Source organism: Paraburkholderia sartisoli, assembly GCF_900107685.1.
Classification (GTDB): Bacteria; Pseudomonadota; Gammaproteobacteria; order Burkholderiales; family Burkholderiaceae; genus Paraburkholderia; species Paraburkholderia sartisoli.
In genome coordinates this window covers 1317076-1330390 of the sequence record NZ_FNRQ01000001.1, presented here as the reverse complement: position 1 = coordinate 1330390, position 13315 = coordinate 1317076, and the positions used below count along the sequence as shown (strand labels likewise).

Sequence of the window (13315 nt, the reverse complement as noted above, 5' to 3'; positions counted from 1 at the left end):
CCGGTGGTCACCCGCCGGTCGCCCGGCGCGATCTCGCACCGGAACGCGCTGCATCGTGCGGACACGGATAACGCGCTGAACCGCGCCGGGTCGCTCAACTTCTGATAATTTGTTTCCTGACGGCTGGAAACGGCGGGTTGGAAACTGCGTCTCTGCCCCAATAACATTGATGACGGGCGCGGGACGCCTTGCCACGCCCGCCGCCCGCGCGTAGCCCTTTTTTGATCCGCGACAGACAGGAAGCCTTATGTCATCTTCGTCAGCCAACACCCGCCCGGACGCGGACAATCCGCTCCTCGACTTCACCGATCTGCCGCGATTTGGCGAGATCCGTCCTGAACACGTCACCCCCGCGCTCGATGTGCTGCTCGCCAGTGCGACCGCTGCCGTCGAGCGCGCGAGCGCGCCGGTCACGCCGGCTTCGTGGGCCGACGTCGTCGAGCCCGTCGAACGCGCGACCGAACCGCTGTCGCGCGCCTGGGGCGTGATCGGCCATTTGAACGCGGTTGCCGATACGCCGGAACTGCGCGCGGCCCATGGTGAAAATCTGCCGCGCATGACCGAGTTCTGGTCGAGCGTCGGGCAGAATCTCGCGCTTTACGAGAAATACAAGGCGCTCAATGCCAGCGCCGATTTCGCGTCGCTCACCGGCGAGCGCAAGAAGATTCTCGGCAACGCGTTGCGCGACTTCCGTCTGTCGGGCGCCGAGTTGCCCGAAGACCAGAAGCCGCGCTTCGCCGAACTGCAGGAACGCCAGGCCGGGCTCTCGAAATCGTTCTCCGATCACGTGCTCGACGCAACCAACGCATACACGTACATCGCCACGACCGATGCGGAACTGACCGGACTGCCGGAAGACGTCGTCGAAGGCGCACGTGAAGCGGCCCAGCGCGACGGCAAGGAAGGCTGGAAATTCACGCTGCATTTCCCGTCGTATTTTCCGGTGATGCAGTATTCGGAAAACCGCGCGATGCGCGAGACGATGTACCGCGCCTATTCGACGCGCGCATCGGAACTGGGCGCCGCGTACGGCAACGGAAAGGCCGAGTGGGACAACACGGCCGTCCTCGCCGAAGAACTGAAGGTGCGCGCCGAAGAAGCGAAGATGCTGGGTTTCAGGAATTTCGCGGAAGTGTCGCTCGCGCCCAAGATGGCCGAATCGCCCGAACAGGTGATGGCGTTCCTCGAGGACCTCGCGACCCGCGCGCGCCCGCACGCGGAAGAGGACTGGAAGTCGCTGCGCGAATTCGCGGCCAGCGAGCTTGGCCTGACCGACATGCAACCGTGGGACATGACGTTCGCCGCTGAGCGGCTGCGTCAGAAGCGCTATTCGTTCTCCGAGAACGAGGTCAAACAATACTTCCCGGAAGACGCGGTGCTGAAGGGTCTCTTCAAGGTGACGGAGACGCTGTTCGGCGTGCGCATCCGCCGCGACGAGGCCACGACGTGGCACCCGGACGTGCGCTTTTTCCGCGTCGAGAATCAGGACGGCGGGCTTGTCGCGCAATTCTATCTCGACCTGTACGCACGCGAAGGCAAGCGCGGCGGCGCCTGGATGGACGACGCGCGCACGCGTCGCAGGCGCGCCGAAGGCGACGTGCAGACCCCTGTCGCGTATCTCACGTGCAACTTCTCGGCGCCGGTCGGCGGCAAGCCGGCGTGCTTCACGCACGACGAAGTGATCACGCTCTTCCACGAGTTCGGCCACGGCCTGCATCACATGCTGACGCGCGTCGATGAACTGGGCGTGTCGGGCATCAACGGCGTCGAGTGGGATGCCGTTGAACTGCCGTCGCAGTTCATGGAGAACTTCTGCTGGGAGTGGGACGTGCTGAGCGACATGACCTCGCACGTCGAAACCGCCGCCCCGCTGCCGCGTCCGCTGTACGACAAGATGCTCGCCGCGAAGAATTTCCAGAGCGGCCTTGGCACGCTGCGGCAGATCGTCTTCTCGATGTTCGACATGTCGTTGCACGTCGACTTCGATCCGTCGGGCGAAAAGAGCGCGAACGACCTTGCACGTGAAATCAACGAGCGCTTCCACGTGATTCCACAAGCTTCGTTCTCGCGCTGGCCAAACACGTTCAGCCATATCTTCGCCGGTGGTTACGCGGCTGGTTACTACAGCTACAAGTGGGCAGAAGTGCTGTCCGCCGACGCGTACGCCGCGTTTGAAGAAGCCGCCCAGGCGAAGAACGGCAGCGTGCTCGACGTGGCAACCGGCACGCGCTATCGCAAGGAGATTCTCGAGGTTGGCGGCAGCCGGCCGGCAATGGAATCGTTCAAGGCGTTCCGCGGCCGCGAGCCGAATATCGACGCGTTGCTGCGTCATAACGGCATGACGCCGGGCGCCGGGCATTAGCACGCTGTCGCCGGCACGGGGCGTGCGGGTTGGTTGCCCGCCTGATGCCTGATGCCTGATGCCTGATGCCTGATGCCTGATGCCTGGCGGCAGTGGCACTGTGCGCTTATGTGCGCCAACAGGCGTTGACGCGTGCTGCATTGTTTCCCATACGCACGTCATGCGTTTTCTGGAAAGCCTGTGATTGCTCACGCCATCACAGGCTTTTTCTTTATCCGCGAGCGCCCGCTCAAAACGCTCGCTCAACGATGCAGCTTGAAGTCGACCGACGACGGCCGGTTTTCGAGCGTGAGCGCCGCTGTTGCGGCCGGCATGCGGCTGACCACCTTGCCGCGCCGGATCACCGCGAGGCGCGCTGCCCGCAGACGGATTGCCTCGGCGGGATCGCGCGCATCGAGGACGACCAGATTCGCCTCGCAGCCAGGTTCGATGCCATAGCCTTCCAGCCCGAGAATACGTGCTGCGTTGACCGTCACCGCATCGAAGCACGCGCGTATGCCGTCCTGACTGGTCATCTGCGCGACGTGCAGGCCCATGTGCGCGACTTCGAGCATGTCGCCGGAACCGAGGCCGTACCAGGGGTCCATCACGCAATCGTGACCAAACGCGACGTTGATGCCGGCCGCGAGCATCTCCGGCACGCGCGTCATGCCGCGCCGCTTCGGATACGTGTCGCTGCGGCCCTGCAACGTGATGTTGATCAACGGATTGGCGATCGCGGCAACGCCCGCTTCGCGCATCAACGGCAGCAACTTGCTCACGTAGTAGTTGTCCATCGAATGCATCGACGTCAGATGCGAGCCGGTAACGCGTCCGTGCAAACCGAGACGATGCGACTGCGCGGCGAGCGTCTCGATGTGGCGCGACATGGGATCGTCGGATTCGTCACAATGCATGTCGACGCGCAACCCCTGTTCAGCCGCGTATTCGCACAGAATGCGTACCGACTCCGCGCCATCGGCCATGGTCCGCTCGAAGTGCGGAATGCCACCGACCACATCCACGCCCATCGATATCGCGCGCTTGAGGTTGTCAAATGCGCCTACGCTACGCAGCACGCCGTCCTGCGGGAACGCGACCAGTTGCATGTCCAGATACGGCGCGACGCGGCGCTTCACTTCGAGCAGCGCTTCCACGGCAAGAAGACGTGGATCGCAGATATCCACGTGCGTGCGAATGGCCAGCAGCCCGCGCGCGACCGCCCAGTCGCAATACTGTAGCGCGCGCTCGATCAGCGCCTCCTGGGTGAGCTGCGGCTTGAGCTCGCCCCAGAGCGCGATGCCCTCCAGCAACGTACCCGACGCGTTCACGCGCGGCAGGCCATACGACAGCGTCGCGTCCATATGGAAATGCGGATCGACGAAAGGCGGCGTGACGAGCGCACCCGCGGCATCGATTTCTTCCGGCGCGGTGGCGGCAAGGCGCGGTTCGACGGTACGAATGCGACCCGCCTCGATGCCGATATCGACAGGTTCATTGCGCCCCGGGAAGTGATCCGGCAGGACAGCACGACGAATGATCAGGTCCATCAGCGGCTCCTTTGATTGCCTTCGATTCTATCGACGTCAGAAGGTGGATGGAACCCGTTTAGCCATCTGGACAAGGCCGCTGCGCGCATCGAAATGTGGACTGGCGAAACACGCACGGACGCAGCGGCAAAACGAGGACGCGGAATACATACTCGCTCATGCCGCGCGTCGGCCACGCGGCCAACCTGCGGAAGCCAGCATTCAGGCTTTACCGCATCAAACGAGTGCCGATGAACTGAACGTATGGAAGGAATCGCGGCAACGTATCCGCAGAAAAACAAAAACCCGCCGAAGCGGGTTTTTGCAGCCGACAGAATCGCCGGATCGATGCATTGTCTTGACGATGAAACCGGCAAGATGATGTTTGGTTGCGGGGACAGGATTTGAACCTGTGACCTTCGGGTTATGAGCCCGACGAGCTGCCAGACTGCTCCACCCCGCGTCAGAGGAAGCGAATTGTACTGGCGCACCCATGGAACGTCAAACACTCATGCAAATTATTTTGCATGCTCACAGATCGGCTACGGTCGCACCGTCGATTTTTCCATCGATGATGTCCTCGCCATACTGGCTTGCGCTGCGTTTGGCCACGCCGAAATCGGAAAACGTCAGCGATCGCGAGAGCCGGAACACGCGACTTGCCTTCGAGCCGCTGATGGCACCCGGACGGCAGACGCGCACTGCGACGTCATACCCTTCCGCGTTTTTCTTGTGGCCGTCGAACTTGTTGAATTCCCGCGAAAAAACGAGCGGATGCACTTCGAAATCCTTGTAGATGGCAGGATAGAGCTCAGCCATGATGCGCCTCTGAAACGTGTGTGTCGCCCCACTATACGCCGCACGCTGCCAGGCCCCGACAATTATTTACCCTGATGAAGGCGCGTTCTTGCCGGATCTGCGGGCCACCCGCTCCGACGCGCAGCGGGAGAAGTCCAGCCGCGCCCTACCTTCATGTAAACTCCCCCTCATCGCGCCCGAACTCTCCGACATCGAATGAAAATCGCCACCTGGAATGTGAACTCGCTGAAGGTTCGCCAGCAGCACGTGACCGACTGGCTCGAAACGAGTCAGACCGACGTGCTGTGCCTTCAGGAACTCAAGCTGCCCGACGAAAAATTTCCGCGCGCGGAACTCGAGGCCAAAGGTTATCGAAGCTGGTTCGCCGGCCAGAAAACCTACAACGGTGTCGCCATCCTCGTGCGCGAGGGCCTCGCTGTCGATGAAACCTCGATCGTGCGCAACATCCCTGGTTTCGAGGACCCGCAGCAACGCGTGATCGCCGCGACCATCGAAGGCGTGCGCATTATCTCCGCGTATTTTCCGAACGGCCAGGCGCCGGGCACCGACAAGTTCGCCTACAAACTGCGCTGGCTGGACGCGCTTCACGACTGGGTCTCGGCTGAGCTCACCCGGCATCCGAAGCTCGCCCTGCTTGGCGACTACAACATCGCCCCCGAAGACCGCGACGTGCATGATCCGAAGGCATGGGAAGGACAGAATCTTGTCTCGCCAGAAGAGCGCGCGCAATTCGTGCGGCTCGTCGAACTCGGTCTGGTGGATGCCTTCCGGAAATTCGAACACCCGGAGAAGACCTTCACGTGGTGGGACTACCGGATGCTCGCATTCCGTCGTAACGCGGGCCTTCGCATCGACCATATCCTGCTCTCGCACGTGCTCGCCGATTCGTGCACGTCATGCGACGTCGATCGCGTTCCCCGCAAATGGGACCAGCCGTCAGATCACGCGCCGGTTGTCGCGCAAATCGGCTGAACGAACACGCGCGCGCTGTGGCCCACGTTTCGCGGCACGCGTCGGCTGAAAACCGGCGCTGAGCGTTACGACGCCAGCCGCGACGACAAAAATCCGAACACCATTGCATCGTAAGCGGCACGCTCCAGCGCGTCGGAGCCTGAGCCGTGTCCGCCGTCGGTGTCCTCCCAATACCAGACGTCCGCGTGACCCGCCGCCTGCATGCGCGCCACCATCTTGCGTGCGTGCCCAGGATGCACACGATCGTCGCTCGTCGATGTCGAGAACAGCACGGGCGGATACTTCACGTCCGCCGACACACGGTGATACGGCGAGTACGCCGCCAGCGCACGTGCTTCGTGAGGATCGTCGGGGTCGCCGTATTCGTCCATCCACGACGCGCCCGCGTGCAACAGGTGATATCGCTGCATGTCGAGCAGCGGCACTTCGCAGACGACAGCGCCGAAGAGTTCTGGACGCTGCGTCATGCACGCGGCGACAAGCAGGCCGCCGTTACTGCCACCCTGAATGCCGAGCTGCGCCGCCGTTGTCACGCCACTCGCGATCAGCGCTTCGGCGACCGCGATAAAGTCGTCGAACGCGCGTTGCCGATGTTCGCGCTGCGCGGCCAGGTGCCATTGCGTCCCGTACTCGCCGCCGCCACGGATATGCGCCACCACATAGACGCCGCCCTGCTCCAGCCAGCCGATACCCGGACTCACGAGATAGTCCGGCGTGAGCGGGACCGCAAAGCCGCCATAGCCCGTCAGCAGACACGGACTCGCAACCGCCGCCGGCGCATCCAGAATGCGCCGCGCGCCGACCACGGTATACGGCACCCGCGTGCCGTCTTTCGACTGCGCGTATTCGCGTTTCACCGTGAGCGGTGCGGCGTCGAACTGCGTGGGCCAGCGATCCAGCACGGTCCACGCAGTCAGGTCTTCCTCCGCGAGATCGGCAAGACAGTATTCGGGCGGTTGCAGATAATCGTCGACGTCGACATAGACTTCGTCGTTGAGCGTGGCCTCGATCGGCGAGACATCCACCTGCGAGGTTTCGCGCGACGGAAACGTGCGCGCTTCCCAACGCCACTCGCCATCGCCCGATTGCAGCGGTTGCCAGAGCAGCGTACGGCTCTCGACATCGTCGAGGTACGACACGATCAGCATGTTGAGCGAATGCGTCCACTCGCAGGCGGACGTGAGCGGTGTCGGCGTGAAGAGCGGTACGAACTGCCGGTTGCCGGCAAGAAATGCGCTCTCGCGAATCGCGAGCAACGCGCCACCCGCATGGATCACGCCGCCGCACTTCCAGTCGAGACGCGGTTCGAGCAGCAGCCAGCCGTGCCATCCGCCCACCGAAACGTGCGACGGCACGTCGTAGCGTTGCCACGCACCCTTCGCGTCGGGCCAGTACGTGTGCGAATCGAAGAAATCGACGTCACGCACCGCGGAATGACGCTGCTCCACGGGGTCGTAATGCGCCTCCACGCCGATGTCGTCGAATTCACCGGCAAAGACAACCGGCGCATTGTCGAGCGCCGTGCCTCGCACCCAGCGGCGAACCTCACGCGGATAACCCGAGCGCGTGAGCGTTACTTCGCCATTGTCCCAGCCGACATACAGCGTGTCCCGATCGATCCACGATGCCGTGTGCTTGCCTGCCGCCGCAATCATGAAACCGTCTGACACGAAACGCTGGTTGTCGATGTCGAACTCGCGCACGATCGTCGCATCGGATCCGCCCGGCGACAGGGCGATCAGCGCGCGGTCACCGTCCGGATACAGGATGTCGATGTCAGCGCAGACCCACGGCGTGGCTTCGGCCTCGCCCAGCGCGTCGAAGTCGAGCAGGTTCTGCCATTGTGGTGAACCGTTGCGCCAGCTTGCCCAGGGCGTGCGTCGCCAGAGACCCTTCGGGTTGCGATCGTCCTGCCAGAAGTCATAGGCCCAGTCTTTCCAGCGGCTCGGAATAACTGGCCGCTCGCGCGGCAGATACGCGCTTGCCAGGCGCTGCGTCAACGCATCGAAACGCTCGCCGTTGCGCCATTCGGCACGGGTGCGCGCATTCTGTTCGCCGACCCACGCCATGGACGCGGAATCGTGAAGTGCTTCGAGATGGATAAACGGATCGGTACTGCGAGGCCAGGAACGCGCTGCGGGCATGGTGAGCTGTCAAAAGAGGAACAGCACCGATTATGCCCTGCCGCCAGATCGCGCCGCGACCTGTCCGTTCGGCCGGTCAAACCAGCAACGCCCCCGGAGAACGTCACCATCAGAAACAGAACGGCCGTTCCACGCGCGGCAACACGCGTGGAACGGCCTTCGATGCGGTTGGCCCCGTCGAACGGCTATTCCAGGTTCAGCTCCTGGATCTTGCGCGTAATCGTATTGCGTCCGATACCAAGACGCTCCGCCGCTTCGACCTTACGCCCACGCGTGAAGTCGAGCGCTTCGCGAATCACCGCGGCTTCGAAGCGGCGCGACAGTTCGTCCATCACATCGGCCGAATTCTCGCGCAGCATGCGGGCCACTTCCGTTCGCAATCCGCCCTCCCACAGGCTCACCGGCGTGCTTGCCGGCACACCCGGCACGGCGGAGAGCGGCGACGGCGCGCCGTTCGTTCCAGCCGCGGCCATTGTATTGCCCGCTGCGTCGGCGGAGAATCCCGCGCCCGCCACAATATCTCCGTGACCCGATACCGGGGGCACGAGATCCGGCGGCAGATCCTTGATCTCGATCGTCTGCGCCGGCGCCATGACCGTCAGCCAGTTAGCCAGATTCTCAAGCTGCCGCACGTTGCCGGCAAACGTGAGCGACGCCAGATACGCGAGCGCTTCGTCGGACACGCGCTTCGGTTCGACGCCCAGGTCGCGCGCGCTCTTCTGCAGAAAATGACGCGTGAGCAGCGGAATGTCCTCGCTGCGTTCGCGCAACGCCGGCAGTCGCAGACGGATGACGTTGAGACGGTGATACAGATCCTCGCGGAACAAACCCTGGCGCACGCGCGCCTCGAGATTCTGGTGTGTCGCCGCGATGACCCGCACGTTGGCACGCAACGGATTGTGGCCGCCGACACGATAAAACTGACCGTCCGACAGCACGCGCAACAGACGCGTCTGCAGATCGAACGGCATGTCGCCGATCTCGTCGAGGAAAAGCGTGCCGTTCTCGGCCTGCTCGAAGCGGCCCTGCCGCATCGCCTGCGCGCCGGTGAACGCGCCGCGCTCGTGGCCGAACAGTTCGGATTCCAGCAGGTCTTTCGGAATCGCCGCCGTGTTGAGCGCGATGAACGGACCGTTCGCGCGCGGGCTATGACGGTGCAGCGCGCGTGCAACAAGCTCCTTGCCGGTGCCTGATTCGCCGGTGATGAGCACGGTTGCCGCGGAATGGGACAGCCGCCCGATCGCGCGGAACATGTCCTGCATTGCCGGTGCCTGGCCGAGCATTTCCGGTGCATCGGCGAGGCGGTCGTCCCACGTCTGTTCGCCGCGCATGCTTTCGTCGACCGCGCGGCGAATCAGTTCGACCGCCTTGTCGACGTCGAACGGCTTGGCGAGATACTCGAACGCGCCGCCCTGGAACGCCGCCACCGCGCTATCCAGATCGGAGAAGGCCGTCATGATGATGACGGGCAGACCCGGCACGCGGTCGCGCACGGTCTGCAACAGCTCGAGACCGGAGCCGCCCGGCATCCGGATGTCGGACACCAGCACCTGTGGGCTGTCGTGATCCAGCGCGCCCGCCGCCTCGCGCACGTTCGCGAAACTGCGCGTCGCGAAATTTTCCCGTGCGAGGGCTTTTTCGAGCACCCAGCGAATCGATTGATCGTCGTCTACTATCCAGATCGGCTTCATATGCTCGTTCGAAAGTCTTGAGGTGCGTCAGCGTGTGTGCTGTCTGTGCTGCCTTTCCAGTGCCTGCCCGTCATGAACGGGCGATTACTCGAGCGGCAGCAGGATCTGAAACTCAGTGTGACCCGGCCGGCTTTCCACTTCGATCAGACCGTCGTGCTGTTGTACGAATGTCTGCGCGAGCGTCAGGCCAAGACCGCTTCCATCCTCGCGCCCCGAAACGAGCGGATAGAAGATGCGGTCCCGGATGTCCTCGGGAATGCCGGGGCCGTTATCGATGATATGCAAGTCCAATGCCAGCTTACAAAGACGTTTCGCAATCGTGACCTTGCGCGCGACGCGCGTGCGCAATTCAATGCGCGCATCGCCCTGCGCGATACGTTCACGTAACGCTTCGGCCGCGTTGCGCACGATGTTCAGGAGCGCCTGGATCAGTTGCTCCTTGTCGCCGCGCAAGTCGGGCACGCTCACGTCGTAGTCGCGCTCGATGGTGAGGCCGCGCGGAAACTCCGCGAGGATCACCGCGCGCACGCGCTCGCACACTTCGTGAATGTTCACGTCGCCGACGATATGCGGGTGACGGTGCGGTTCGAGCAGCCGGTCGACGAGTGTCTGCAGCCGGTCGGATTCCTTGATGACGACCTGCGTGTACTCACGCAACTCGTCGCGCTCACGCGCACTCAACTCGAATTCGAGCAGTTGCGCGGCGCCCCGGATGCCGCCCAGCGGGTTCTTGATTTCATGCGCGAGATTGCGGATCAACTGCTTGTTCACCGCGGTCAGATCCTGGATACGCTCTTCGCGATCGGTGCGCAGATGTCGTTCGTTCTCGAAGAGTTCGAGCAGCACGTAGTCAGGCGCACTCTCGAGAAAGCCGACGATCGCATGCACATGCAGCGGTTCGTGGCCGGGCCGCTCGAGAACCGCGTCGAGATGGGTCGCATGAAAACGGTGTTCGGCGATCGAGGCGATCGTGAGCAGCAACTCGTCCGCGCTCGAAAAAATATCCGGCCACCTCATTTGCGTGAGTTGCCGGCGCGACAGATCGAACATCGATTCAGCGGAAGGATTCGCGAACGCGACGCGCAACGTGCGCTTCTCCAGCACGAGCACGACCGTCGGCAACGCTTCGAACCCTGGCAGCAGACCGGATTCGAGGAGCTGGGCCTCGCTCGACAGCGGTTCGGCCTGCCCTTTCCTGGCCTTGATCAGATTCTTCAGATCCATCTTGTATCAATCTGGTCGGTATGAAACGGTGATGACGCGAACACGGCTAACCCGGAGTACGGCAACAGCATCGACAGCATTGAAAACGGTCCCGCAACGCTGCGCGAACGCTCAACAAAAAAGGGACGGCGCCGCCGTCCCTTCGTGACCGATCGCGAACGTTCGGACGCGCGCTTCGCCTTCCTCCGGCGAAGCGCCATCGCCACTTACAGCGAGTAGTACAGTTCGAACTCGACCGGGTGCGTGGTCATGCGCACACGTTGAAGTTCCGCTTCCTTCAGTTCCAGGTAAGCGTCGATCATCGAGTCCGTGAACACGCCACCGCGCGTCAGGAACTCGCGGTCGTTGTGCAATGCGTCCAGCGCCTGGTCGAGGCCGGCACACACGGTCGGGATCTTTGCATCTTCTTCCGGCGGCAGGTCGTACAGGTTCTTGTCCGCTGCTTCGCCCGGATGGATCTTGTTCTGCACGCCATCGAGACCCGCCATCATCAGCGCCGAGAAGCACAGGTACGGATTGGCCATTGGATCCGGGAAGCGCGTTTCGATACGGCGGCCCTTCGGGTTCGACACGTGCGGAATGCGGATCGATGCCGAGCGGTTGCGTGCCGAGTAGGCCAGCTTCACCGGTGCTTCGAAGTGCGGCACGAGACGCTTGTACGAGTTCGTCGTCGGGTTCGTGATGGCGTTCAGCGCACGGGCGTGCTTGATGATGCCGCCGATGTAGAACAGCGCGAATTCCGACAGGCCCGCGTAGCCGTTACCCGCGAACAGGTTCTGGCCGTCCTTCCAGATCGACTGGTGAACGTGCATGCCCGAACCGTTGTCGCCGACGACCGGCTTCGGCATGAACGTCGCCGTCTTGCCGTACGTGTGCGCGACGTTGTGGACGATGTACTTCAGTTGCTGCGTCCAGTCCGCGCGCTGCACGAGCGTCGAGAACTTCGTGCCGATTTCGTTCTGGCCTTGACCTGCCACTTCGTGGTGATGCACTTCGACCGGGATGCCGATCTGTTCGAGCAGCAGACACATTTCCGAACGGATGTCCTGGAACTGGTCGACCGGCGCGACCGGGAAGTAGCCGCCCTTCGTGCCCGGACGGTGACCCGTGTTGCCGCCTTCGAATTCCTTGCCCGACGACCACGGTGCTTCTTCCGAGCCGATCTTCACGAAGCAGCCCGACATGTCCGTGTTCCAACGGACCGAGTCGAAAATGAAGAATTCGGGTTCCGGACCGAAGAACGCCGTGTCGCCGAGACCCGTGCTCTTCAGATACGCTTCAGCGCGCTTGGCCAGCGAACGCGGGTCGCGTTCGTAGCCCTTGCCGTCCGCCGGTTCGACGACGTCACAGGTCATGACGAGGGTCGACTCTTCATAGAACGGGTCGATGAATGCCGTGTCGGGGTCCGGAACGAGCAGCATGTCCGAAGCTTCGATGCCCTTCCAGCCGGCAATCGATGAACCGTCAAACGCATGGCCGCTTTCAAACTTGTCATCGTCGAAGTGCGACACCGGCACCGAAACGTGTTGCTCCTTGCCGCGCGTGTCGGTGAAACGGAAATCGACAAACTTGACGTCCTCGTCCTTGACGAGTTGCATGACGTCGGCCACGGATTTACTCATAACCTATTCTCCTGATTAACAAATTCGGCGGATTCTGCCGCCGCCCAAATCTAGCTGACCCGCTACCGTCCGTCTATCCGATCACGCAGATCGGACTAAAAAAAGTCGGTCGAATCGATCGGCCACTATAAAGCAGCTTCCGTGCCAATATGTTCCAGACTGGCGCAAAAGCCTTCCGCTACGCGCACTTACGGGGAATCTCAATACGCAGTGCCGCATGTCACTCGCGATACCTCACACCAATTCGCACCAACATGGTGCTGATAGCTGAAGAAGCCGATTCGGTCATTCCGTTTTGGTGCATCGGGCCGTATTTGCACCTCAATGGAGCATAGCAGGCGTCCGCTGGATTGGGCATCGGCAGGATGGCCAGGTACGCGTGACGTGGCCTGCGCGCTAGAATGGGCTTTTGGTTTCCAGCCGGAAGGAGATTTGCTGTCATGAGTACGCTCGAACAGTTGTACGTGCAAGCCGGAAAACGGCGTATCGAGAACCAGTTGCCGTATGCGGGCGCACTGTCGCCCGCGGAGGCATTCGAGCTTCTTCAACTTGATCCGCGCACACGTCTCGTCGACGTTCGCACCCGTGCCGAACTCGACTGGGTAGGCAGGCCGGTCATCGGTGACGGGCAATACGCCCATGTCGAGTGGACACGTTATCCGGGCGGCGTACCGAACCCGGAATTTCTCGACCAGCTGGGCAAGGTTGCCGCGCCGGACACGCCCGTGCTGTTTCTGTGCCGCAGCGCGGCCCGCTCCAAGCTCGCCGCCATCGCTGCAACCCAGGTCGGCTTTACACAGGCGTTTGACCTGCTGGAAGGCTTCGAAGGCGACAAGGACGGCCAGGGTCATCGGAAAACGGTCTCGGGCTGGTGTTTCCGCGGTCTGCCGTGGATCGGCGCGTGACGGGTGTTCGCGTTATGCGGTCCTGACTGACTGAGCGGCGAGCAATCGACTGAGCGGCGGAAAGCGCC

At 62.6% G+C, this 13315-nt stretch carries 10 protein-coding genes and 1 tRNA gene; 4 read left to right on the top strand and 7 right to left on the bottom strand.

The features are described 5' to 3' along the window. The first annotated feature begins 247 nt into the window (after positions 1-247). Entirely contained in the window at positions 248-2362 is a 2115-nt protein-coding gene (locus BLV45_RS06035) for a M3 family metallopeptidase (RefSeq protein ID WP_090530279.1), read from the top strand. 242 nt (positions 2363-2604) lie between these two features. Here BLV45_RS06035 and BLV45_RS06030 read toward each other — a convergent pair whose 3' ends face one another. Beyond that, entirely contained in the window at positions 2605-3891 is a 1287-nt protein-coding gene (locus BLV45_RS06030) for an amidohydrolase family protein (RefSeq protein WP_090530276.1), read from the bottom strand. A 243-nt stretch (positions 3892-4134) separates the two neighbouring features. Between BLV45_RS06030 and BLV45_RS27425 the strand changes: the two genes are divergently transcribed. After that, positions 4135-4278 (top strand): hypothetical protein, encoded by a 144-nt coding sequence (locus tag BLV45_RS27425; RefSeq protein WP_176954073.1) that lies wholly within the window; start codon positions 4135-4137, stop codon positions 4276-4278. Here BLV45_RS27425 and BLV45_RS06025 read toward each other — a convergent pair. Together BLV45_RS06025 and BLV45_RS06020 are read right to left on the bottom strand one after the other, a co-directional pair. After that, a tRNA-Met gene (locus BLV45_RS06025) sits at positions 4257-4333 on the bottom strand. The two genes, BLV45_RS27425 and BLV45_RS06025, sit on opposite strands and share 22 nt — an antisense overlap. Before the next feature lie 68 nt (positions 4334-4401). Next, positions 4402-4689: a hypothetical protein gene (locus BLV45_RS06020; protein WP_090530273.1), complete on the bottom strand. Its 288-nt coding sequence runs from the start codon at positions 4687-4689 to the stop codon at positions 4402-4404. 195 nt (positions 4690-4884) lie between these two features. On the opposite strand from BLV45_RS06020, the gene xth reads away from it, so the two are divergent. After that, on the top strand, positions 4885-5661 hold the full coding sequence (xth, locus tag BLV45_RS06015; protein WP_090530270.1) for an exodeoxyribonuclease III: 777 nt from the start codon (positions 4885-4887) through the stop codon (positions 5659-5661). A gap of 65 nt (positions 5662-5726) precedes the next feature. On the opposite strand, the gene BLV45_RS06010 is transcribed toward xth, so the two are convergent. The 4 genes from BLV45_RS06010 to glnA form a co-directional block, all read right to left on the bottom strand. Next, complete coding sequence (locus tag BLV45_RS06010) at positions 5727-7805, bottom strand: prolyl oligopeptidase family serine peptidase (RefSeq protein WP_090530267.1); 2079 nt, start codon at positions 7803-7805, stop codon at positions 5727-5729. Between the two features lie 185 nt (positions 7806-7990). Then, entirely contained in the window at positions 7991-9496 is a 1506-nt protein-coding gene (gene ntrC, locus BLV45_RS06005; RefSeq protein WP_090530264.1) for a nitrogen regulation protein NR(I), read from the bottom strand. A gap of 84 nt (positions 9497-9580) precedes the next feature. Next, positions 9581-10720, bottom strand: coding sequence for a nitrogen regulation protein NR(II) (glnL, locus tag BLV45_RS06000; protein ID WP_090530259.1), 1140 nt, complete (start codon positions 10718-10720; stop codon positions 9581-9583). Positions 10721-10926: 206 nt separating this feature from the next. Continuing rightward, the gene (gene glnA, locus BLV45_RS05995) at positions 10927-12342 is read right to left on the bottom strand and encodes a type I glutamate--ammonia ligase (RefSeq protein WP_090530257.1); all 1416 of its coding nucleotides are present in this window, start codon (positions 12340-12342) and stop codon (positions 10927-10929) included. A gap of 440 nt (positions 12343-12782) precedes the next feature. Between glnA and BLV45_RS05990 the strand changes: the two genes are divergently transcribed. Continuing rightward, positions 12783-13247 carry a rhodanese-like domain-containing protein gene (locus BLV45_RS05990; protein ID WP_090530254.1) on the top strand — a complete coding sequence of 155 codons (465 nt, stop codon included), beginning with the start codon at positions 12783-12785 and terminating at the stop codon, positions 13245-13247. Positions 13248-13315: the final 68 nt, after the last annotated feature.